This window comes from Candidatus Cloacimonas acidaminovorans str. Evry (assembly GCF_000146065.2).
Classification (GTDB): Bacteria; Cloacimonadota; Cloacimonadia; order Cloacimonadales; family Cloacimonadaceae; genus Cloacimonas; species Cloacimonas acidaminivorans.
This window is the reverse complement of record NC_020449.1, coordinates 428,420-451,514: the sequence shown is the minus strand read 5'-3', so window position 1 is coordinate 451,514 and position 23,095 is coordinate 428,420. Positions and strand designations below refer to the sequence as shown.

The following is a 23,095-nucleotide window of genomic DNA, read 5'->3' as shown; positions in this document are numbered from 1 at the left end:
TTTTAAAAATCAAATTATCCAAACATTATAATACCAATTATGATGTCAATGAAAAAGTCCTTGTTAACCTTAAAATCAATTCTGCTATTAGCTTTTGTAGCTGCTTTCCTGATATATTGGCAATTCTTTGAATTTCTTCTTGACTATGTGCCAAATTATGAAACAGATTACTATAGTTAGTCACAATTGAATAGGCAAGAACTTTAAGCCCTGAATGGCGTGCTGTTATAACTTCCGGAACTGTAGACATTCCAACAAGGTCTGCACCCCAAGAAGCAAAAGCAGAACATTCAGCTTTTGTTTCCAACGAAGGTCCTGTAACTGCTATATAAACACCTTTAGCTGTTTTAATGCCCAAATCAAAAGCTACTTTATCTGCCAACAAACAAAGTTCCGGATCATATACCTTATTCATAGAGGGAAATCTTTCACCCAAATCATCATCATTCATTCCTATTAAGGGATTAGTGCCCATAAAGTTAATATGATCCTGCAGTTGGACAATAGTTCCTGGTTCCAGTTCTTTTCTTAAACTTCCGGAAGCGTTAGTAACAATTAAAACCTTTATTCCTAATGCCGATAAAACCCTTACTGGGAAAACAACTTCCTGCATTGAATAGCCCTCATAATAATGAAAGCGTCCCTGTAAAAAAATAACAGGAATTCCCTCAACTTCACATAACAGCAAATTTCCTTTATGCGTAGGAGCCGTGCTTTGAACAAAACCGGGTATTTGATTATAAGGTATAGAATAAAGTAGCGGAAATACTTCTGCCATATTACTTAATCCCGTTCCTAAAATAACTGCAATTTGTGGTTGTTTAGGTAATTTGGTTTTCAGCCAGGCAGAGGTATCTTTATAACTGCTCATTTATTTGTTCTTCTCGTTTTGTGTTTCCGTATTTTCTGGTTTGGGCACAATTTCTTCTTTTATTTGATGAAATTCGCTATCTAACCTCAATTCACTATCTTTGCTTAAAAGAGGGTCTTTATTTATTCTATCCTGAAAACTTTGGAGTTCTACCTTAAACTGTATTAGGAATTGTCTTTTCTGTTCTTTTAATTGGAGATATTGATGTTCCAGCACGCTTAAATACTGTTTTGCTTCCTGGATAGCTCTTTTAGCTTTCAGGTCTGCTTCCTTAATAATATTTTCTGCTTCCTTGCGAGCGTTGGCTATAATATCCGCTTTGGTTTTTTCTGCAAAAACAAGAGTTCGGCTAATTAATTCTTCTCTTCTTTTCAATTCTTCTACAGCACTACCAGCTTGTAATGCTTCTTGTTTCACTTCATTTTGTTTTTGTTCCTGACGGGCAATTTCTTTTTCCAGCTGTTTTTGAAATGCCTCAACTTCAGAAGCTATCTGGTCTAAAAAAGCACGCACTTCTTTTTTGCTGTAACCAAACATTGCAGTGGAAAACTCCTGATGTCTTATATCCAAAGGAAATAGGGGCATAAATTCCTCCACCTTAAATTAACGAAATTAAAAGACGAGATAATAGATCAAGAATAAAAAATGCAATTATCGGAGATAAATCCAATCCCATCATCGGAGGTAAAATATGACGGATTGGTCCTAAAACCGGTTCTGTGATACTTATTAAAAAGTGATATAAACGATTATACGGATTCCGAATTATCCAGGAAGCAAAAACGCGCGCGATAATTAAAATATTATAAATCTGAATAATCCGAACTGCAAAAAGTAATATGGAACCCGTTAAACTGGTTGAATATATCAATCCAAAACCTCATGACAATTTCTGCATCTTGCTTCATAAGCATCTGTGGAACCAACCAGAATCTGCTCATCCTTATGAATTGTGCGTTGAGTTCTATTAGCAGGATTACCGCAGACCACACAAATAGCCAAATTCTTGGTAATATATTCTGCAATCGCCATTAATTGAGGCATACTTCCAAAGGGCTCACCTTTATAATCCTGATCCAAACCGGCTACAATAACCCTATAACCTCTATCTGCCAAATCATTACAGATACCAACAAGGGAAGGATCAAAAAATTGTGCTTCATCAATAGCTATTATTTTTACATCGTCATCCAGATAACTATAAATTTCTCCGGGAGCATTTATCGGAATTGAAGGTGCCTGCATTTGTGAATGAGAAACAATATTATTGGCATCGTAACGATTATCAATAACCGGCTTAAAAACCAGCACTTTTTGTTTAGCATATTCAGCCCGTCTGATTCTCCGAATTAGTTCCTCCGTTTTACCACTGAACATACTTCCGCAAATAACTTCTATCCATCCCGTTTTCTGATTTACAATATTCAACATTCCTGTTCCTCCCTTAGAAAATATATTTTAATTACCAAGTCCTGTATCTCCCCTTTTTTGTCAATTCTTCATTTACCTCATCCCTTTCGTAACTTCCATTATAGCAGAGGAAAACTATTATAGAACAAGGATATTTTATTTATAGAGCCCGCTAAAAAATGTAATTATATTTTCCTAAACTTACCGGAATACTTACCTGATCAGTAATTATAAAGCGCTTTACTTAATAAAGGAATGATATTATCCAGGTAACAAAAAACGGACTTCCTCCTCCCATATAGTTTCCCTATATCTGAAAACTATAAGAAAATACGCGTAAACACCACTTTCCACAAAAAAAACTTTTTGCCGGTGTAGCTTACAAATCAAAGTCCCGTTGTCTTATTTGTTTATCACTAAGCTTTAATTACTTTTAAATATCCTTCAGGCAAACATAAAGTTACCGTTCCCACTTCATTTCCTACAGTTCAAAGTTCTGTTTCCTTTCCTGAAAATATCATCCTAACTGAAAACAGAAACAAAATAAAAGAGAACTATTCTCTAAAAACCACACTACAGTATCAATTTCCTGTTACTATGGTTTGGTATTTCATCAGAAAGAGAAGCCAGGTAGTGTTATAATCAACAGTAGAAATATTAGTTATCCCACCATTTTCAGCTGCCTTGGCAATAGCGGCATCTGAGTTCGCAACAGGTTGAAAGAACAAAATACCGATTTGAGTATAAACACCTTGTTTTTCGCCCAACGGATTAGAAGTAGCGCAAATCGGTTTGTTGATTGTGCAGGAACTGATAATTACTAGTAACAGCACCACTGCGAGAAGTTTTGGTAGTTGTTTCATTTTTGTTTCTCCTTTATATTAAGACACCTGTACGGATCTTATATTTATAATGTGCTTGATAGGAATTTAAACCTTCCGCTTTTTTTGAAACAAAAAGCCAGGTTTCATAGTAATAGATGACAGTTCTCTTCAATAGTATTTTAATTTTGAAGCACAACCCTGAATAATGTAATTCGGGTAAACAAAGTATCCTTTCAGCCACGCAATTTTCCATACTCACACTCCTTTTATGATATAGTTCTCTTGTAAATATAATTATAAATTTGTCAAGTGCAAATTTTTTTCTTCTACTTTGGAATAAAATAAGATTAGTTCAAGCTAAGAGTGTAAGCTAAAATAGCGGAAGAGACAGATACATTCAGAGATTCCATTTCTCCGGGCATTGGAATACAGAGTGTTTCTTCGGCAATTTTTAAAATAGAGGAAGATATGCCTTTAGCTTCGTTGCCTAAAGCAACTATATAAGGTTCTGAAGGTGGTGCAAAATTAGTGAGAGGAATTTTTCCCTGCATATCCAAAGCAAATATATGTGCCTTTAATTCTTGCAACTTTTCCATCTCACAAAAGAAAAAAGGCACCTTATACACCGCTCCTAAAGAGGCACGAATCACTTTAGGAGAGCTAATTTCACAGGTCTTGGGAGAAAGAATTAAACAGTCAATATTAAAGGCAGCGGCAATTCTAAAAATCGTTCCCAAATTTCCCGGATCGCTTATATCGTCCAGATAAAATGCTTTCTTAAAAGCTATTTTACGGGGTTTGGGCAAAGAAAACAAACCTGCTATTTTTTGCGGCTGTTCCGAATCGCAAAGTCGTTTCATTCCTTGTTCGGAAACGGTATAACTTATTGCTGCCGAAACGATGGGTTCACTCTCAACGATATACAGTTCTTTAGCTTTAATGTCCCAAGCAAAGAGCTGTTCCAAAGTTCTTTTCCCTTCAACAATTACCAGACCTTCCTGCAAACGGAATTTCTTCTGTTTCAGTTTAGAAAGATAGCGCAGATGTTCATTACTCATTTTAGGAACGGCAACATTTTCTCTCATCAACTATCCTTAATTCCAAGTTCTCTTATTTTTAATCAGATAGGGACTTATCCACAAGCTCTGTGGATAACTATAATTTATTAACTGACTGAAAATAATAGCTGTTATATTTTGTAGATGACTTTCCACAAAACTTATCCACAGGTTATCCACATTATTCCCAAACGCATAATTTTAGTATAAGATAGTCAGCTTTTTTGTAAATTTCCTGTTTCCCAGGTGCAATCTTAAAATGTAAACTCCGGAAGGCAGAGCTCTAAATTTCGGTTCTGCAGAAAGCAGGAAATTGCCTTCACCCGCAATTACTTCTCCCAAATATCTATTTATTACTTTTTGGCCTTTCAGGTTATAAATTTCCAGTTGAATTTTACCTGCAAGCTCTTCACTTGCCCACCACCTTAAAACGGCTAAGGAAGTTCCAGAAACAGGATTCGGGTTAATTATGATTGATGCCTGGGGGTTAGAATAGGTATAATTTCCAATTAAGGGTTGGCTTTTGTTGCCACTTTGGTCAATAGCTCGGATTTGATAAGTTCCGTTTTGGGAGATTTGTAGCATAATCGTAAACACAGCATTATCGGGATTAGTATAAAAATATTGGAAATGCTGTCCCTCGTCTATGGTTATTTCATAGTAAAGGGAATCGGGATCGGGATTTGCCTGCAGAGAAATTTGCAAAGTGTTATAAATCAGATTTTGGGAGATGAGAATAGGTGTTTCAGGAGGAAAAGTATCATTTCCGATAGCCGAATTTACAAAACTGAGCCAACGGGAGCGAGAAAAATTCAGCTTATGATATTGTCTCCAGCCGTTTTCAAAATTGAATCTGCTATCAGGAAACCAAATTGCCGCAGTTCCAATATTTCCTGTTTCTTCAGGATTGGTAAAACAACTGCTGATAACAATAGAATTCCAAAGAGAGAGCAAATTTTGTGTTCCGCTTGTCCAAATCGTTTGTGCTTTTTCCAAAAAATCTCTGATATCTACATCTGCGAGTCCTGTGTTCATAGAATAGCAGGAATTGCGAACAGTAAAATATTTAGGGGCAAGAAATCTTTGGCTGATAGCAAAATTCTTTATCTGTTGCACAAACTGAGGCACTAATTCTGTTTTCACCACTGAACAGGTAACAGACCAAAGAGCTCCTCCGGGATTTATACCCTGTCCCGGCAAATAGGAAGAAACATAGAGTTCGGGAATTTGCGCTAACAGCTCATCAAAGTCACCATTAAAAAGGGGAATAATATCTTCATAAGGAAAACCGTATTGGGGAACAAGGTCTTCCGAACCGATTATATAATCCGCAAAGCTGTGAATTTCATTGATTACTTCAATACATTGCATACTGCAGGCATCAAACAGTAAAATATCTAAATAGGGAATTCCTGATAGTGCCAAAACCAGTTCTCCCCCGGAAACACTAATCAGGTCTTGAGCATTATCATCGGGACAAATCCATTTTCCGCTGTTGTCTTTATACCAGCTATCCCCATGTGACCAAATAATAAGCATTTTGCGCTGAGCGGGATAGCGGTTGAAGCCCCATTTTATAAAACTATTTAAGGTGTTAGGATCTCCGCTATTGATTGTTCCCAGGTTTGCTAAAACCGGTGAAGTTATTTGTTCCGAATTATCCTGTTGAATTTTATAGCGTTTTGCTCCTTCCGGAAAGTCGGCTTGCACAATTAAGTTCAAATCCGCAGGTTGGGCAACACTTTCCAGAGAATTTATATCTAATCTGCCCATTTCTGCCAAATTATTATCGGCAGCCATATAAAGAAGGACAGTCCAACTTTCTGCACTAAGGAAAATGCCAATAGTAAGCAGAAAGATAATCAGGAAATATTTCAATAAGGATATTCCTTTGCTTCTTCGGTTCCATTCAGAACTCTAATTCCACCCTGGCAGAGAGCTTCCATTTCTTTTTCGCCAGGATATAAATATATCGGAGCTATAAACTTTGTATGCTCTTTAATAAAATTTACTATATAATCGTTATATGCCAAACCACCGCTAAGATAAATTCCCTCCACTTTTCCCGCAAGCACTGCAGAACAGGAACCGATTTCCTTGGAAATTCTATAGCACATAGCATCTAAAACAAGTTTAGCTTTTTGGTCACCTTCTGCAACTCTTTTACCCACTTCAATTCCGCTGTCGGTTCCTAAATAAGCCATAAGACCTGCACCCTTGGAAAGATAAGTGGTAAGCTCTTTTTTAGTGTATTTACCCGAATAGCACATTTCTATCAAATCGCCGATGGGAAGAGAGCCAGCTCTTTGAGGAGAAAAGGGTCCCGTACCTAAAAGAGCATTATTAACATCTACTACTCGTCCGTTTTTTATGGCGGCAACGGAAATTCCCCCTCCCAGGTGCACTCCAATGAAATTAACTTCAGTTAAGTTCTTTCCCAGTTTTTCTGCCAGTAAACGACAAATATAGCGGATATTTAAGGCATGAAACAAACTTTTATGTTCAATTTCAGGAATGCCTGCTAAACGCGCAATATCCTCCATTTCATCCGTGGCTACAGGATCAACTATAAAATAGGGAATGCCAAGTGGTTCGGCAACCGCTTTTGCCAAAAAGGCACCTAAATTGGAAGCATGACTTCTTCCCCAAATTGTAATATCTTTCAGATCGCGTAACATTGCTTCATTTACTTTCCAGGTTCCTCCACTTACAGGACGAACTAAACCACCTCTACCAACTACGGCATTTAAACTTTGGGGATGGACATTATTTTCTTCCATCGCTTCCATAACCAATGCCTTACGAAAATCCGTCTGATTAAAAAGATCTCCAAATTGATTTAATTCTTCAGGATCGTGGCGTAAGGTCTTTTCAAAAACGGGGGTGCTGTCATCATAAACAGCAATTTTGGTTGATGTTGAACCAGGATTTATCGCGAGCACACGATAATTCATTTTTCCTCCAGAATATTAATTTTGTTTTGTTTATCTTAAAAAATACAGGGCTTAAAACCGTCAATCAATTTTCTTTCCCTTTTCCCTGCTTTCTATATCTGCTTTACGAAAAAACAAAGATTTGGCTTGCCAAAAAATATGCCTTCCAAATTATGACTAAAATATAAACAAGGATACTCCAATGACCCCAAAAGAAAAAAACGAAACCCAACCTGCAGATACACATATCTGTGACGAAGAATGTCAGCATGAGCAATTTGTTATTCCCGTCCAAAGCGAAGATGGCTCTATTCAAAATTACATCCCTATCGGGCATATTGACTATGAAGATAAACAATATATTGCCTTAGTACCTGAAGGAGAAGATATTTATGACATCTATCAAATGATCGGAGAAGGAGATATTGTTACTTTTTACCCCATTGAAGATGAGGAATTGTATGATATTATAGCCGATAAGTTTAATGAGCTTTTCTTATCCGAAATGGACAAAATGGGATTGCTGGACGAAGAAAATATTTTAGACCCTGAGGAAGATTAATTATTAAAAAATAAATTCTCTCTCTCAGAAAACGGATTGAAGATATCCCTGTTCTGGCAGAGTTCTTTATGACTGAATTCTACACCCGGAATGATATTCCCTCCAAGCCAATTAGCCCTTCTGCCGTTTCCTGGCTATGTAAACAACCTTGGGAAGAAAATGTTCGCGTATTTTGTTTCCCACAGATTACGCAGATTTTATTATTTGAAGAACAATTAAAGTGATACTATAACTTTCATTGTATCTCTAATGTTCTATCTCAATTTTTTCTCTCTACTTCTCTACCTCTCACCTTACAAATACCTCAGCATTTCTCTATCCGTCACTCCTGCATAAAGCTCAATATACGGTTTCACCGGACTGATATTAATTTTGGGAAAAAATACCTCTTCCACCTGGAAAAAACCTACCGAAGCATTCATTTCCACAGTAATATTGATGGGCTTTTCCTGCCCCTTAAAAATTTTCACTTTTTGAATAGCGGAAGCAGAAGTCCGGTGAATATCTCCAACTCTGGTTTGAGAAGAAAGCATCGTAGGAATTCTGGCTCTGCCTTTCTCCATATCACTTCCATCCCCAATTAAAACCAAACCCGCCTCCAGAGAATGAATTTTATGGGTTGCCATATGACCAAAAATACCTTCAATGGCAAGAGAACGAATAGCGGTTTTTAAAACAATTTCATTTTCCGAATGCAAAGTGTTTAAAACTGTATCTATATAAGGAATAGCAAGTTGAATAGAAAGCAATTCATGGGACTCGCGGGTAATTGCCATTCCCAAATCATGCAGCAAAGAAGCTAAAATTACAGCTGTAAGGGAATCATCCGCATTTCCTGCTCCTTCTTTTTCCAGATTCATTTTAATGCCCGACTGATTAAGCAAATTGAACATTTTAATGGCGTTCAAAGTTGCTTTTCGCATATGGACAGGACCGTGATCATTAAAGCCCAAACGCTTAATAGATACAATATTGGCATATTCTTGACCTGCTTGCAGTTCCGGATTGGTAAAAAGCCACTCGGCTGTTTTAAGTGCTTTTCCAGAGAGCAGCTTCAGAATTCTTTGCTCCAATTGTTGCTGTTTTATTGATTTATACATTTTATTAAGCTCCTAAAATCTGTTCATCAGTTTGTTGATTAAATTGGTTACTGAAGACACAATAGCAATTGCAATGGAAATGGTTCCAGCAATAAGCAGGGTCTGTAAAATAGCTTTGGAAGCGTGCAAATTATCCCCGGCTATGTATAATTGCATAGAATTAAAAAGACCTCTTCCCGGAACTAAAGGAATAATAGCACAGGTTACAAAAACGGAAACCGGTGTTTTTAAACGCGGTGCTACTATTTCCGAATAAATGCACACCAGGATAATAGCTACGAATACAGAAAAAAGCATGGACTTGCTATAATACAAAATAATTAAATAAAAAGCCCAACACAGTCCTCCACTTAAAGCAGTAAAAAGAATTCGTATCCCTTTTAAGTTGGAACGAATGGAAAAACCTAAAATAGCTAAAAAAGCCCAAATAAATTGCATTAAAGTTAAAGTATCAAACGGACGCATCAATAACCCCACATTGACCAAATTTTAAGCATTGAAGCACTTCCCGCTACGATTCCTACTGTAATAAATAGTGCTTCTACAGCTCTGGCAGTTCCAGCAACAAGGTCTCCACTCATTGTATCACGAATGGCATTTGTAATAGATAGCCCTGGAACAAGTAACATTATTCCACCAATGATTATATTATCTAAACGAATATAGGGTATGAAGATATCCAATGTTTTTGCCAACATAACAATCAACGCTGCTGCTATGGCATTCAGCAGAAAGTTATTAAAAGCCAATTTCTCCAGATATTTTAAGCCAAAAGTAACAACTGCACCAATGAAAAAGGCAACAGCAAATTCAGCCCAGGAACCTCCAAAAAGCAAGCAGAAAAATCCACTTGTGGCACCTCCACAGATGTCTCTTATCCAGGGGCTCCAAGGGTTTTCATTATCTATTTTTCTCAGTTCGTTTGTAAAATTAACCAGTTGTTCCTGCAATTCCTGTTCGGAAAGTGGTTTAACTTCCATACAATTCACCATTGTGCTGATGCGAGTTATTTTCCCCAGGTCTATACGCCGATTTTCTATTCTTTTAATACTGGTAAAAATATTGCCGTTTTCATCTTTGATGCTGATAAAAATGCCGGTAGGAGTTACATACGACTCTGTTTCAGGATAGCCAAAACAATTGCAGACCTTTTTCATCATCAATTCCACGCGGTTTGTAGTTCCTCCGCTTTGTAAAATTATGCGTCCGACTTCTAAAGCTAATTCAAGCACTTGTTGAGAACTAACTTTGGGCATTTTTCTCCTTGGGCAGTTGTTGTAAAATTTCAGCTGGTAAACCTAAAATTCCGGCAATACGAATTGCACATTTAGGAGGTTCTGTCTTTGCAGAAACAGGTAAAAGAGAATAATCCATTGCTTCCGAAAGAAGTGCCAAGCGTGTTTCCAAATTGCTGTCCTGCATTTTTTCCAAACGCTTAAAACCTTGTTCATCAATTCCTTTGATAGTAAAATGAGCCAAACCTGCAAGTTCTGCCGGAGCACTGAAATGAGTAGCAGAAATGATAGTATTATTACTATTTATCAAATACTTAAGCGTTGCCACACAAATTGCCTCACCTTCTTCGGGATTGGTTCCTTTAGCAAATTCATCCAGTAAAACAAGTTTATTTCCCTTACGCAGTAACATATTAGATAAAGAGACAACTTCCCGGGCAAAAGAACTTAAGGTCTCACTGTTTTCTCCCGCATCGTGATTGTAATAAACCTCATCATATAGAGGTAATTTAGCTTTTTTAGCCGGTAAAGGTATTCCCAGTGAAGCCAAAATGCACATTTGACCAATAGTTATTAAAGCAGTGCTTTTGCCACCCATATTAGGACCTGTTATCAGATTATCCTTTTTGCTCATTGCAATATTTAGGGGTTGGTATTGACGTTGTAGTGTTTCCAGAAAAAGTTTCAGAGGCAAATTAACTGCTTCGTTAAGATAAATACCTTCAAAAGAAGGAGTTATAGTTGGCAGGCAACAGTTATAATGCAAAGCAAATTTACCTAGGCAAAAATCCCATGCATATTCTCCGGCACTGTTATAGGCAAGCTCAAAATTACTAAAGGCATTTTGTATTTGAGTTGTAAGAGAGCATAAAATCTTATTTTCCTCTTCCGTCAGCTCAATTGAGAGTTGATGCAGTTCGGCTTTCAAATCAGCAGCTTCTTTAGAATCAGCCAGGCGGAAATTATAATTTGCCAGCCCTTCCGAGACCACAATAAAATATTTGGATGCTAAAATTGCCTCCAGTTGTTCTTTACGATTGCGGGAAAGAGTAAATTCCTCTTTCAAAGTAGGCATACCCAATTCCTGTTTTGCCTTTTCCAAATCCCGTTTCCGAGCTTCTTTCAAGCGCTTGGCTATAGCAAACTGCTTTTGGGTAAGCTTTTTTAAGACAGAAGAATAGGAAGGATAAATCCGAAAGGTAGGAAGTTTATTGCCTTCGGGATCAAGCAGGGAAAACATTTTTTGCATATCCGGTAACGGATGTTGGTGATTAAGTTTATGTTCCTGTAATATTTCCTGCAAATGCAAGTAACTGAAAAGGAATGATTTTATCTCAAAAAGTTCATTTAGTTCCAAACGCTCGGTGGTCTTTAAATGCTTTATGGGCAAAAGGGAAAGTTCACTGAAAATACTTTCTAACCTTGCTTCCAATGCTCTACTTTCTTTGATTGCCTTTAGTAAATTTTCTGTATTCCGGTTTTGAGTTTTCAATTCCTCAAAGCTGTAGTGCTTTTTATTCAGTTTTTGGTGTTTTACGCTTTCCATAACTTCGCCATTGGTTTCCAGCAAGGCAAAAAGTTTATCTAATAACAGCGCTTCTTTCACATTTTTTTGCATTATTTCATCCTTACAAAGGCATTTTATATTAGTTACTTCTGCTGTCAATCATTTTTCTGATAGTTCCGTTTCCGGTGATGAAGATTTTGGTTTGCTGTTTTTGTAAGCGCTTTATTGTTTCGGGATGAGGAAAGTGATAACTATTTCTGCTGGAGGCAGTTATCCAAACTTCTTGGGGGTTAACTGCCTGTAAAAATTCGGACGAACTGGAATTGCGTGAACCATGATGTGGGATTTTTAAAAAGTCCGCTTGCAGTTCTTGCGCATAGTTATCTACCAGATAATTTTCAGCTTCGGCTTCAATATCGCCTGTAAAAAGAAGGCGTTCCTGTTTTGTATCCAAACGGCAAACCAGAGAAGAGTTATTCTCGTTTAAGGGATGATAGGATTTATCCGGATGCAGGAATTTCAATTTTGCCTTGCCTGTAAAGAATGAACAGGTATCCGTAACTGTATGTATTTGAGCTGTTCCAAAATATTTCTGTTTAGATGCATAGTTCCAGAGCTCTTGTTTGGTGCTTTCATCGCTGACAAAAATATGCTTTATTTTTTTCTGATTCAGCAAGGTTATCAAACCTCCACAATGATCGCTATGTAAATGCGTAAGAACAAGATAGTCAATTTTGGTGATGCCCTTTTTGCCCAGCCAGGGAAGTAAATTCTTACTTAACCAACTTTCTTCGGAATAATCGCTTTTAGTTAAAATATTTTCCGCAAACCCTTTCTTTTTTGTGCCACCTGTATCAATCAGCATTGTTTCACCATTTGCAAAACGAATTAGAGTGCAATCACCTACACCGCAATTATAAATATATACACTTGCCTCTGGTTTTTGCCAAGTAGGAATCAGCATAAAACCGGTAACCAACAGAGACATAGGAATTACAGCTTGCAAAGCAAATTTGAATTTACCGCGAATAAGGAAAAAACCCCACAGAATTACAACTGCTAAAGCTATTGCCTGAAACAGAGATAAGTAATTGGCAGACAGGGAAAAAGGCAAGTTGTAACAAAACTGCATCCAGCGTATCCATAAAATATTAACTGCTCTATAAACTATTACAAATATTTTTGTTAAATACCAGCTCTGAGGAGTTATCAGCACTAAAAAAGATAGCGGGAGCAATATTCCGCTAAGTGGAATGCCTAATGTATTGCCAATTATGCCATTTAGAGATGCAGTCCCAAAATAATAGAGAGTGAAAGGAGTTATTGCTATGGAAATAAGCGCCGAAAGTAAAATACCATCTTGTAAATCATTAAGCACTTTATAAAAGGGATTGTTCAATATTTTATCCCGGGAAAATAACCGAAAATTGGGCAATCCGTAAAAAATAACCAGCACCGAAACAAAGGAAAGCTGAAGTCCTATATTAAACAACTGCAAAGGACTTAAGAGAGTTATAATAAACAAAGATAAAGCTAATGTTTGAGCTCCCGAAACAGGACTTTGCAGCCAGCGAGCTAAAATACCTACTGAAATCATAATAATAGAGCGAGTTACAGAAGGAGACCAGTTATTGAGTGCCGCATAAAGTAAAATTAACGGTAGAAAAAGAAACTCCGCTATTTCCCTTTTAAAAAACATCCTTAACAGCGAAACCAGAATCAAATAAATAAACCAGATATGCATTCCGCTTACAACTATCAAATGTATAATTCCTGCTCCGGTAAGCTGAGTAATGTATTCCTGCTTTAATCCCGATTCACCAAAAAGCAATGCTTTTGCCCAATCCGCATCTTCTCCCAATTTAGCTTCCAGTGAACTTAGCAGTTCATAACGCAATCTGCCAATTATAGCGCTAACTTTTAGGTTGGGAAATTCCTGTGCTTTGCCCAATTGATAAGCAACTGCAGAATAACGATTAGGATAAATATCCAAAATAGGATCGCGGGTTAAGGGATAAATTTCCGCTAATAAACGATAAGTTCTGCCTGGGATTAAGCTTTCATTGGTAGATAGGATAATTTTTTCTTGCAAAGGATAAGAGGCAAGGGAATCAAGCTCTATGGCATAACGCTTTTCCTCCACTGAAAAGACCCTTGTAACATTAAAAGTTATTTCCTGCTGAAGGTGTTCTTTTTCCTGCAATAACATCTCCAGTTGAGAACTTTCCTGTTGGCATAAAGAAAAGCGTAACATACCTAAAAACAAAAAAAGTAACAGCAGTAAAATTTGGCGTATCCTACGCATAAAGATAGCAACAATTGTTAATCCACCGGCTATAATTAATTGAAAATTTATTCCCGGCAGGAAGCATTTTGCCAGGATGATACCGATAGTCCAAAACAAAACCGGCAAGAGAAAAGGAGCAGGTGCTTTTCTGTTTGCCTCCATTTACATTTTATCTCCATCTTCAGGATTTTTTATTTAAGTCAGAAGTCATTAGCGCTTTCCCAATTTTATCTCTTACAATATCTTCATTGGCGCTTATGATTAATGACGACGATAAATTATTCTCTCACAGATTTCATAAATGACACAAATTTATAATTTTTTATTCTTCCCTTATAAACAAAAATTTATCCTAACTGCCATTTGATATTCATTCTTCCTTCCTAACATCACGCGTTTGCAATGCCAAATTCATTTGCAAGTAGCGTAAAAGATATTGCGGCAGTGAACGACGAAAATGGCGTTCTTCCAGGTTAAGGTATATGTCTTGTATAGAGCGCTATTTCCGCTTTATAAGGTCTTTCCCCTTCTTGTAAAGCCCGATTTAGTTTATCCAGCATTTTAGTCCGTTTGCTTATACTATTTGCCTTCACTTTCACACTAAATAAAGCGCTGGCAATTTCTTCGCCTTCCACATCCCAAACCCTTGCCATTAATGCAATTTCCTGGTCTCTTTTACCGGTATTGGCAAGAGTGTATTCCAGTTCTATAAATTGAGTGCCGAAATTGGAGATGCGGACATCGCTGATTTGAATTCGGGACGCATTTCTTCTTACACTGGAGCGTTGAATGAAAATCCCCAGAATAACAAGAACAATAACAATAATCAGGATAAACTGTTTCGGTTTATACCGCTTCGGGAATTCAAGGCGATCAACTACTCTCATTTTTGAACCCTTAATAAATAAACTGCCAGGCAGAATAGAAGGTATTTTGCCAGTCATCAAGGTGAGCAGTTTCAAAACCAAAAAGGAGACGGTGATGAGCAAAAATATCTATAAGGACATTACTTTTCAAGGTAATAGTTTCTGTCTTTGTTCCTTGAAACCAATCCGCCGTGCCTTCATCAATTTCTTCCGCTGTATTAAAAACATTATGATAATTTTGCCTCCAGTCACTGCCAAAACTTCCTTGTTTGCAATAAGATACACCTCCCTGCCAAAGAAAAATATCTTTATATGGCAAACGCAAAAGACAAGAAACATCTGCCAAATTGGAACCTTTAGGATAGCCCAGAGGTCTGCCATCAGTAGAAAACATCGTATGATTCAAATAGTGCGTATAAGTGAAAGGACGGACAGCTGTAATTTCTGTTGTTATATCTGCAGAAGGACTTTCCGGTAAAGAAAAAGGAACATTCCAACGCATTCCACCCTGTAAAGCATATTTATTTCCCCACCAATCACTGAAAAGTTTGCTGGAACTAAATTCATCTATAAGAACTTGTGCATAAAGAAATAACGGTTGAACAGGACGATAAGAACCTCCAGCAAAAATCATTACATTATCTCTATCCCAAAGGTTATGCTCAATTGCTCGCCAGAAAGCATTGGGTAAAAAGTAGCTAATTTCCGGTGAACGATTGCCATAGATGATTTCTTCACCAAGGAAAAGATGCAAATTAGAACAAGGATGAAAGCCGAATTGATGCAATGCCAGATACTTATCGGGATAATTCTTGTTGTTGTAAAAATGGTCATTATATATATTGTAAGTGCTATCTGCCATTAAAGATGCGTGCAAAAAAGAGATACTAAAAATGCCTGCTCTGCCTTCAGCCAAAATATAACCGTAATCATTCACCCCATCATTCAAAATGATACTTCCGCTAATAGAATTGCCTACGGGAAATTTTCCCCGTCCTAAAGCCAGAGTTAAGTTCTTGGCATTGTAGCTGATATCTCCGCTAAGATTATCAATGTTCAGTTTTTCATCGGTGGTATTGTAGTAACCATCCACCAGCCAGGAATTTCTTGCTGCGTTTTGATTACCCAAAAAAATTCCGTTCCACCATTTAGTATTCATTTCTATGTGTTTTCCATATTGCGATTTCAACAGCCACCCTCTGTAGAGAAAGCTGTAACTTTCATCCTTTTTAACAGGTTCCAAACCCCCAATAAAATTCAGTTCCCCTCTCAATTTATAATCAGGACTTTGATAACTCAATAAAGAATAGTTGGCATTTCCCAAACGGCAAATATCAAGGACAGCGTCACCTACGCTGGAACGCGAGACAAAAGGAAGGTATAATCCATTATTATAAATAGAGATACTATCTTCTTTTGCACTTTGGAGATAACTTAATAAACTGGGTTTTAACCCTTTCTGAATTTCCGGAGCAAAGGCAGAATCCGGTATCAAACTCAAAGCAGGTAATAATGAACAAAAAAGTAACAGGATAGCCAAACATATTTTCTTAGCCATATTTTATTGGGATTCATCCTGATGACACAATTGCACCAGGCGTTCCACTTCCTCCTCGGATATTTTTAATTCTTTAGCAATTTCACTATTTGTCCAACCAAAATCAAGCAAACGACGAACCATAAGACAGAGGGTTTTATTTTCCTCGGGGTGAATATCTTCTTTATTGTCGGGTTCAATATTGATGTTCAGTGTTGTTTTCTTTTTCTTTCTGCTAATGCTTGCAATGAAAAGATATATTAAAATTAACAGCAAAATCAGGATGATTAACAGCATAATTCCGCTAATCCATTTTCTGCCATATAATTTTTTAATTTTAGCGGGTTTAGTTGTCTGCTTCTTATCCTGCTGAGTTTTGGGCATAATGTATAGGGACTCGGTCGTTGTTTTTTCTTCAACGGAGCTTATTTTGCAGGCATTTTGCGCTTTCTGCGGGGAACATAATTGGGCTGAATCTTTTTTCTCAGTCCCCTTTAGCATTTGTTGCGCCAAAGAATAATACTCGGAATTTTCAGGAATTTTCCCCACTATTTCCTTTAGCCGACCGCTACCTCTTTGTTTTAATAAACAAGCCCATTTATACAATATCTCATAATCACTTGGATAATTACGGTGAAGTTCGGAGTAAATTTTATCAGCGCTATTTAATTTCCCCACAGAGGTATAGAAATCCACAAGCTCTATTTTTTGTTGTTTATCCGGTTGAGCAACAATAAGATCCAAAACTAAACGCCGGGGTGCATCCAATTCCATCTGTTCCAAACAGTAAGGACAGAAAGTAGAGATAACTATTTTATCCCCAAATTGTTCTATACTTTTTATCAAACCCTCAGCAGAATTGGAAATATCTACTTTACTGACATCGGCATTATCTAACTTTATTTCTACAAAGTCATTACTTTTATCAACTTTATAAGACCCTGTGCCATAAAGACCTATTACGATTCTTGTAGCCGCTGAACCGTAATTCTGCCAATCAATATAAGTAACCTCCAGAGCAGAACAAAATACTGCCGTCAGTAAAATAAGCGTAACTAAAAATCTCTTAGTCATTTATGCATCTCTTTGCTTTATCTGAAAAGGAAGTGGCAAATTCCGCTTTGCCCCATAAATTTCAGCACGTTAAAAGGTATGCCGAAAAGCAATTAGCGCCATCTTTTGCAATCCTCTTAGCTATCACCATTTTAGCATAGCAGGATATTAATTCCTGATAACTTCTTCCTTTTTCCAACTTATATTAGTATTTCACTCTTTTTCATCTTTATAAAATTGGCAAGTTATTTTTTTCGCTGGGACTGTCCCGAAACAATGATAGCGATGATGACGTAAGCCACTCGTTTAAATGAAAAATGAAGAATGAATTAGGTCAGGAGTCATCATAGCTTGTATAACTTTGCACATTGTCACTAATTAATATTGTGATGAGGACTCATAACGACCAGAGAGAATTTTATAACTCTTTGGCAAATTAGAAATTGTCAATCCTTTTTTTCTCAACTGCATAATTTGGGATAGACACTATAGAATTTATTGTCCCAGAGAAAGTTATCAAGCCGCAGATAACTCCTGCCTTACTTTGGCTTGTTTTTATCTTTGTGCTACTTCTTACAACAAAGTAACAACCAAGTAACGATTCCCTAACGAGACAACGGAAGTGTTACGGAAGTGTTACGGAGTCGTTACTTAATCAACTATGTAACAAGCAATTATGCATTCTAACCCAATAACGACAAATACTATGGCTAATTGTTTTATTACCAATGGATAAGGCAATATTACAAAGAATTATACATAGAAGATGAAGCATTGTTTGGTGGAATAAATACTCAAGAAATGAAAAGAAAATTGAATATTCCTATCTCCGGACCATTAGCTGATTTTCTACCTACTATTACTATCAAATCCAAGGACTTAGCAACAAAAATAACAAGTCATAATATAATTGTGAAAGACCTTATATGCTTGCCGAATTCTGACTTAAGCAACTGCTGAAAATTATAAATACCTTTAGAAACCTTCGGTTCTTCGGCAAAGAAAGAATTTGCCAACCCACTGCTCATCAATCGCATTATTTGGTTTAGGTGCAATAATCTTATTCTATGTTTTCTCTTTTTGCTTGACGCCTTCACTCTTTTTTAGCAAGTTGCAAACTATGAATACGGATTATCTTAACTTGGCAAAAGCATTTTTGTATAAACAGCGTTTATGGCAAACCTGTGGAATTGTTTGTGAATACGGTTTATCACTGATAACCCATAAACCGCTGGTGCATTTTTATCCGCCTGCCTTAATGCTGGAACCGACAAATATTTGTAATTTACACTGTCCTTTATGTTTAACCGGCAATGGAAAATTGCTTCGTCCCAGGGGAATGATGTCTTTGCCGCTATTTAAAAAAATCTGTAGGGAAGTTCAAAATAAAATTGGAATGCTGATTTTATGGAGTCAAGGCGAACCCTTTCTGAATCCCGATTTTTATGCAATGCTGGAATATGCCTCTAAACAAAATTTTTACACTATGACCTCCACTAATGCCAGCTTGGAACTAAACATTGAACGCATCGTGAAAAGCGGTTTGCATAAAATTATTATTTCTCTGGATGGAATTACGGCAGAGACCTATAATAAATATCGGATAAACGGAAACTTTGATCTCGTGCTGAAAAATATGCAGGAACTGGTTCACCAGAAAGAAAAATTGCATAGCAACAAGCCATATATCGTTTGGCAGTTTTTGATTATGAAACATAACGAAAATGAGATTGAAGAAGTTAAACACTTGGCAAGAAAACTGAAAATTGATAAACTGGAATTCAAAACGGCACAAATATACAGTTCTGATGACCTTGCTTTTTTACCTTCCGATCATAAATACAGTCGCTATTTCCAACAGGGCAATAAATTTACTCTGAAAACCCAACTGAAAAATCGCTGCATACGCTTATGGACACAACCGGTTATAAATTGGGACGGGGAAATGAATATCTGCTGCTACGATAAAAATGGTAGCATAAAAATCGGCAATATTCAAGAGCACAGTTTTTCTGAACTTTGGTGCGGAAAAAAGATACAAAAAATGCGTAAGGCAATTTTAAATAATCGTTCCGCTTTTGAAATCTGCCAAAATTGCGGTGAAGGAATTGTGCAAAAAATCAAAATGGTGAAAGGTGAAAAGGTGAAAAAGTGGAAAAGTGGAAAAGTGGAATAGTGGAATAGTGGAAAGGTGAAAAAGTGAAAGGTGAAACAAGGAGATAATTTTATTATAAACCCTGAATTATGTAGTCGGAGCTCGCTGAAGCTACACAAAATCAGGAACCTTTTTTCTTGCTGAGGAACGGTGTCCTCCGACTACAACTTCTGACTTTTCACTTCCAAATCCTCTCTTTTTCTCTTTATCTCTTTGTAAAAAACCCTCTTTTTCTCTTTATCTCTTTGTAAAAAACCCTCTCTTTTTCTCTTTTCCTCTTTGTAAAAAACTCTCTTTTCCTCTTTTCTCAGAATTATAATAAACAGATACTGCTTGACGGGATAAGCATTTTTAGTTTACCTGTTTTTGCATCAGCAAGATGAGGTATCATTATGAAAATAAGTGAGATAATGAAACAGATAGAAGAATTTGCTCCTTTGGGATTAGCTCTTTCCTGGGATAATTCCGGCTTACAGATAGGTGACTTAAACAGTGAAGTGGAAAATGTTTACATAACTTTGGATGTAACCTCAACAGCTGTTCAAAAAGCATTAGAAAACGGATGTCAATTGATTTTAAGCCATCATCCTTTGATTTTCCAACAGCTTAAAAATATAACAAATCCTCTCTATTTGGAAATCATTAAAAATAACCTTTCCCTAATTTCCCTACATACTAATCTGGATGTTGCGGAAAAAAGTGTAAATCATAGTTTAGCCCAAAAACTCGGTTTGGAAGTTCTTGGTTCTTTAAGTTCTGAAACGGGAGCAACTAACTATATAATAGTGGTTTATTGCCCTCTTGAAGAAGCGGAAAAAATAATGCATTCGGCTTGGAATGCAGGTGCCGGAAAAATAGGAAACTATTACAATTGTGCCAATAAACAGGAATCCGAAGGTTATTACAAAGCTTCGGAAAATGCCAAACCCTATAAAGATAGCGGTATTGAAGGTCATATTGCGGAAACCTGTCTTCAATTCTGCTGTGAAAGCTTTCATTTAAATGATGTCTTAGCTGCAATTCGTCAAAATCATCCTTATGAAACACCGTTGATTTATCATTATGAGGTTGCTAATCCCAATCCGGCTTATGGATTGGGTCTGATTTGCAAATACAACGCTGAAATAAATCTTCAGGACTTGGCTATTTTAGTTAAAGAACGCTTAAATTGTCCTCAGGTTAAACTTTGGACAGCCAGTTTTGACCTGCATAAAAATATTAACAGGATAGCTATTTGTGGAGGTAGTGGCAGTTCTCTGATTTCAGCTGCTCAAAAAACTGCTGATGTTTTAATTACCGGAGATATTTCTTATCACGGTTTTCTGGAAAGCAAAATTCCTCTTATTGATGCGGGGCATTTTTATACAGAATATCCAGCTTTGCAGTTACTTGCGGATTTTGTTAACAAGTTGCAACTGCACCCTTTTATAATGCCTCAAAATGAACATTTATATACCCAACATCTTCTAATTATTTAAAATAGCAGTAACAAACAAGGTGAGAACAAGATGCAGGAAATCAAGCGCAAAAATACAAGGCGTATTCAATTAGGAAATATTCCTATAGGTGGAGGTGCACCTGTAAGCATTCAATCAATGCTTTCAGTGAAAACCTCCGACCGGGAAAATGCCATTCAACAAATTCAGGAACTGGAATCCGTCGGTTGTGACATAATTCGTTGTGCAGTAATGGATTTAGATGATGCCAAGGCAATTAAAGACCTGAAAAAAATTGCCCAAGCTCCTTTAGTAGCAGATATTCATTTTAATTACCGTTTAGCCCTTGCAGCTATGGAAAATGGTATTGACGGACTGCGCATCAATCCTGGAAATATAGGGAAAATTGAAGGTGTGAAAGCATTGGTTGCTTCAGCCAAAGAACGAAAAATTCCTATTCGCATTGGAGTAAATAGCGGTTCTCTACCTAAGGATTTACTGCAAAAATATGGAGTTAGCGCTAAGGCAATGGTGGAATCGGCTTTACGGCATATAAGAATTTTGGAAGAGCTTTCTTACTATGAGATTAAGGTTTCCGTGAAGGCATCCTCAATTCCTTTAACATTGGAAAGTTACCGCCTTTTAAGCAGTGTTTGCGATTATCCGTTACATCTTGGAATTACCGAAGCAGGAACTGTTTTTCGGGGTTCTATAAAAAGTTCCATTGCTTTGGGAATCCTTTTAGAAGAAGGGATTGGAGATACGATAAGGGTTTCTTTAACGGATAAGCCGGTTCAGGAAGTGAAAGTTGCCAAAGAAATATTGACCTCTTTGGGTTTACGCAAAGGATTAAATATTATATCCTGTCCTACCTGCGGACGAACAAGAATAGACCTGATTAAATTAGCTACCGAAGTGGAAAAAGCACTTGAGCCCTATAACAACTATCCTTTAACTATTGCTGTTATGGGTTGTGCCGTAAACGGACCCGGAGAAGCTAAAGAGGCAGATTTTGGCATTGCGGGAGGCATCAAAGAAGGATTGCTTTTTGCAGAAGGCAAGGTCTTGAAAAAAGTTCCAGAGGCATTTTTAGTAAATGAACTTGTGGCTTTAGTGCAGGATTATATCAGTAAACATTGAAGATGCTTCTTAAAATATTCTTCACTTTCTTCAAAATAGGCGCTTTTACCATTGGCGGTGCTTATGCAATGATTCCTCTAATTAAAAGAGAGGTCTGCCAAAAAAATAACTGGCTTACCGAAGATGAATTTTGGGATGGACTTTCTGCAGCACAAAGCTGTCCGGGACCTATAGCCATCAACTTAAGTATTTATATTGGCTACCATCTGGCAAAAGGTAAAGGAATGGCAATTGCTGTTTTAGCTACAATTCTGCCGTCTTTTATCATTATTCTTATTATTGCTATGCTGTTTCAACAGTTTGCCGAAATTACTTTAGTTCAAAAGGCATTTCATTCCTTGCGTCCTGCAGTTGTAGCTTTAATAGCGGTTCCCTTAATTCAAATGAGCAGACAAAGCGGATTAACTCTATCCAATTTTTGGTTTCCTCTTAGCGTTGCTATTTTAGTTGGTTTTTTAAAGATAAGTCCTGTTTATTTGATTCTAATCACTATTGCCTTTGCTGTTTATCAGGGATTAAAAAAACAAAAATTATGATTTATTTTCAGCTGTTCCTGACTTTTTTCAAGATTGGGCTTTTCAGTTTTGGTGGTGGATATGCCATTTTGGCAATGATAAATCAAGAAGTAGTATTAAAAAATGCCTGGATTACCCATTCCCAGTTTATGGATATTGTAGCTATTTCACAAATGACACCGGGACCTATAGCTATCAATGCAGCTACTTTTATAGGTTATCAAAAAGGGGGTTTTGTAGGTTCCGTTCTTTCTACTTTAGGAGTTATTTCCCCTTCACTGATTATTATGACTCTCATAACGCTAACCTATATCAAGCTTAAAAATCAACCCTGGTTCAAGAATATCTTTAAGAAACTGCGTCTGTTATCCTTGGGATTAATTGCCGCCGCTTTAATAATGGTTGCAGGAGATGCTTTTCGTGACCTTTTCTCCGTTTTGGTATTTACTGCATCTTTTATAGCGAGCTGGAAATTTAAGCTCAATCCTTTCTATTTGCTTATCGGAGCAGCTATTGTAGGAATGGTATTGGGCTAAAAATGAAGAATGAAAAATTAAAAATGAATTTAATTATCAGGTAGTGAACAACTTATCTTGTTATTTATAT

Annotated in this window: 24 protein-coding genes; 8 read left to right on the top strand and 16 right to left on the bottom strand. The window is 36.9% G+C overall.

The annotated features are described in order from the left end of the window. Positions 1-37: 37 nt before the first annotated feature. The 8 genes from CLOAM_RS01925 to buk all read right to left on the bottom strand — a co-directional run bounded on the left by CLOAM_RS01925 (position 38) and on the right by buk (position 7,117). Positions 38-871 (bottom strand): purine-nucleoside phosphorylase, encoded by an 834-nt coding sequence (locus CLOAM_RS01925; RefSeq protein ID WP_015424169.1) that lies wholly within the window; start codon positions 869-871, stop codon positions 38-40. Continuing rightward, positions 872-1,456, bottom strand: a complete 585-nt coding sequence (locus tag CLOAM_RS01920) for a DivIVA domain-containing protein (RefSeq protein WP_044278809.1) — start codon at positions 1,454-1,456, stop codon at positions 872-874. It abuts the gene before it with no gap. 13 nt (positions 1,457-1,469) lie between these two features. Then, the gene (locus CLOAM_RS01915) at positions 1,470-1,742 is read right to left on the bottom strand and encodes a YggT family protein (RefSeq protein WP_015424167.1); all 273 of its coding nucleotides are present in this window, start codon (positions 1,740-1,742) and stop codon (positions 1,470-1,472) included. After that, positions 1,739-2,299, bottom strand: coding sequence for a thymidine kinase (locus tag CLOAM_RS01910; protein ID WP_044279173.1), 561 nt, complete (start codon positions 2,297-2,299; stop codon positions 1,739-1,741). The genes CLOAM_RS01915 and CLOAM_RS01910 overlap by 4 nt, the downstream gene beginning before the upstream one ends. A 563-nt stretch (positions 2,300-2,862) precedes the next feature. Next, positions 2,863-3,144, bottom strand: a complete 282-nt coding sequence (locus CLOAM_RS01905) for a TRL domain-containing protein (protein WP_015424165.1) — start codon at positions 3,142-3,144, stop codon at positions 2,863-2,865. A gap of 308 nt (positions 3,145-3,452) precedes the next feature. Next, a complete protein-coding gene (locus CLOAM_RS01895) occupies positions 3,453-4,190 on the bottom strand; it encodes a TrmH family RNA methyltransferase (protein WP_044278807.1) in 738 nt (245 codons plus the stop codon). A 174-nt stretch (positions 4,191-4,364) separates the two neighbouring features. After that, complete coding sequence (locus CLOAM_RS01890; protein WP_015424162.1) at positions 4,365-6,041, bottom strand: clostripain-related cysteine peptidase; 1,677 nt, start codon at positions 6,039-6,041, stop codon at positions 4,365-4,367. Then, on the bottom strand, positions 6,038-7,117 hold the full coding sequence (gene buk, locus CLOAM_RS01885) for a butyrate kinase (RefSeq protein WP_015424161.1): 1,080 nt from the start codon (positions 7,115-7,117) through the stop codon (positions 6,038-6,040). Before buk ends, CLOAM_RS01890 begins: the two co-directional genes overlap by 4 nt. Positions 7,118-7,298: 181 nt before the next feature. Between buk and CLOAM_RS01880 the strand changes: the two genes are divergently transcribed. Next, a complete protein-coding gene (locus CLOAM_RS01880) occupies positions 7,299-7,658 on the top strand; it encodes a DUF1292 domain-containing protein (protein ID WP_015424160.1) in 360 nt (119 codons plus the stop codon). A 14-nt stretch (positions 7,659-7,672) separates the two neighbouring features. Then, entirely contained in the window at positions 7,673-7,882 is a 210-nt protein-coding gene (locus tag CLOAM_RS09910; protein ID WP_456297528.1) for an AAA-type ATPase lid domain-containing protein, read from the top strand. A 69-nt stretch (positions 7,883-7,951) separates the two neighbouring features. On the opposite strand, the gene CLOAM_RS01875 is transcribed toward CLOAM_RS09910, so the two are convergent. The 8 genes from CLOAM_RS01875 to CLOAM_RS01840 form a co-directional block, all read right to left on the bottom strand. Then, positions 7,952-8,758, bottom strand: coding sequence for a phosphohydrolase (locus CLOAM_RS01875; RefSeq protein ID WP_015424158.1), 807 nt, complete (start codon positions 8,756-8,758; stop codon positions 7,952-7,954). Positions 8,759-8,770: 12 nt separating this feature from the next. Beyond that, on the bottom strand, positions 8,771-9,223 hold the full coding sequence (locus CLOAM_RS01870; protein WP_044278806.1) for a threonine/serine exporter family protein: 453 nt from the start codon (positions 9,221-9,223) through the stop codon (positions 8,771-8,773). Then, entirely contained in the window at positions 9,223-10,014 is a 792-nt protein-coding gene (locus tag CLOAM_RS01865) for a threonine/serine exporter family protein (protein ID WP_015424156.1), read from the bottom strand. Before CLOAM_RS01865 ends, CLOAM_RS01870 begins: the two co-directional genes overlap by 1 nt. Continuing rightward, entirely contained in the window at positions 10,001-11,611 is a 1,611-nt protein-coding gene (gene kamC, locus CLOAM_RS01860) for a lysine 5,6-aminomutase reactivase ATPase KamC (protein ID WP_232502694.1), read from the bottom strand. Before kamC ends, CLOAM_RS01865 begins: the two co-directional genes overlap by 14 nt. 28 nt (positions 11,612-11,639) lie before the next feature. Then, complete coding sequence (locus CLOAM_RS01855; RefSeq protein WP_015424154.1) at positions 11,640-13,949, bottom strand: DNA internalization-related competence protein ComEC/Rec2; 2,310 nt, start codon at positions 13,947-13,949, stop codon at positions 11,640-11,642. 311 nt (positions 13,950-14,260) lie between these two features. After that, the gene (locus CLOAM_RS01850) at positions 14,261-14,674 is read right to left on the bottom strand and encodes a hypothetical protein (RefSeq protein ID WP_044278805.1); all 414 of its coding nucleotides are present in this window, start codon (positions 14,672-14,674) and stop codon (positions 14,261-14,263) included. Positions 14,675-14,684: 10 nt separating this feature from the next. After that, complete coding sequence (locus CLOAM_RS01845; RefSeq protein WP_015424152.1) at positions 14,685-16,211, bottom strand: hypothetical protein; 1,527 nt, start codon at positions 16,209-16,211, stop codon at positions 14,685-14,687. 3 nt (positions 16,212-16,214) lie between these two features. Then, entirely contained in the window at positions 16,215-17,264 is a 1,050-nt protein-coding gene (locus CLOAM_RS01840) for a hypothetical protein (protein ID WP_015424151.1), read from the bottom strand. Between the two features lie 693 nt (positions 17,265-17,957). On the opposite strand from CLOAM_RS01840, the gene CLOAM_RS10090 reads away from it, so the two are divergent. From CLOAM_RS10090 to CLOAM_RS01815, 6 genes are all read left to right on the top strand, one after another. Then, positions 17,958-18,203, top strand: coding sequence for a hypothetical protein (locus CLOAM_RS10090; RefSeq protein WP_015424150.1), 246 nt, complete (start codon positions 17,958-17,960; stop codon positions 18,201-18,203). A gap of 160 nt (positions 18,204-18,363) precedes the next feature. Next, positions 18,364-19,419: a radical SAM protein gene (locus CLOAM_RS01835; RefSeq protein WP_044278804.1), complete on the top strand. Its 1,056-nt coding sequence runs from the start codon at positions 18,364-18,366 to the stop codon at positions 19,417-19,419. Positions 19,420-19,790: 371 nt separating this feature from the next. Further along, a complete protein-coding gene (locus CLOAM_RS01830; RefSeq protein ID WP_015424148.1) occupies positions 19,791-20,876 on the top strand; it encodes a Nif3-like dinuclear metal center hexameric protein in 1,086 nt (361 codons plus the stop codon). A gap of 30 nt (positions 20,877-20,906) precedes the next feature. Continuing rightward, complete coding sequence (ispG, locus tag CLOAM_RS01825; protein ID WP_015424147.1) at positions 20,907-21,974, top strand: flavodoxin-dependent (E)-4-hydroxy-3-methylbut-2-enyl-diphosphate synthase; 1,068 nt, start codon at positions 20,907-20,909, stop codon at positions 21,972-21,974. Positions 21,975-21,976: 2 nt separating this feature from the next. Then, entirely contained in the window at positions 21,977-22,510 is a 534-nt protein-coding gene (locus CLOAM_RS01820) for a chromate transporter (RefSeq protein WP_044278803.1), read from the top strand. Then, positions 22,507-23,025, top strand: coding sequence for a chromate transporter (locus tag CLOAM_RS01815; protein WP_044278802.1), 519 nt, complete (start codon positions 22,507-22,509; stop codon positions 23,023-23,025). The genes CLOAM_RS01820 and CLOAM_RS01815 overlap by 4 nt, the downstream gene beginning before the upstream one ends. The last annotated feature ends 70 nt before the right edge of the window (positions 23,026-23,095 follow it).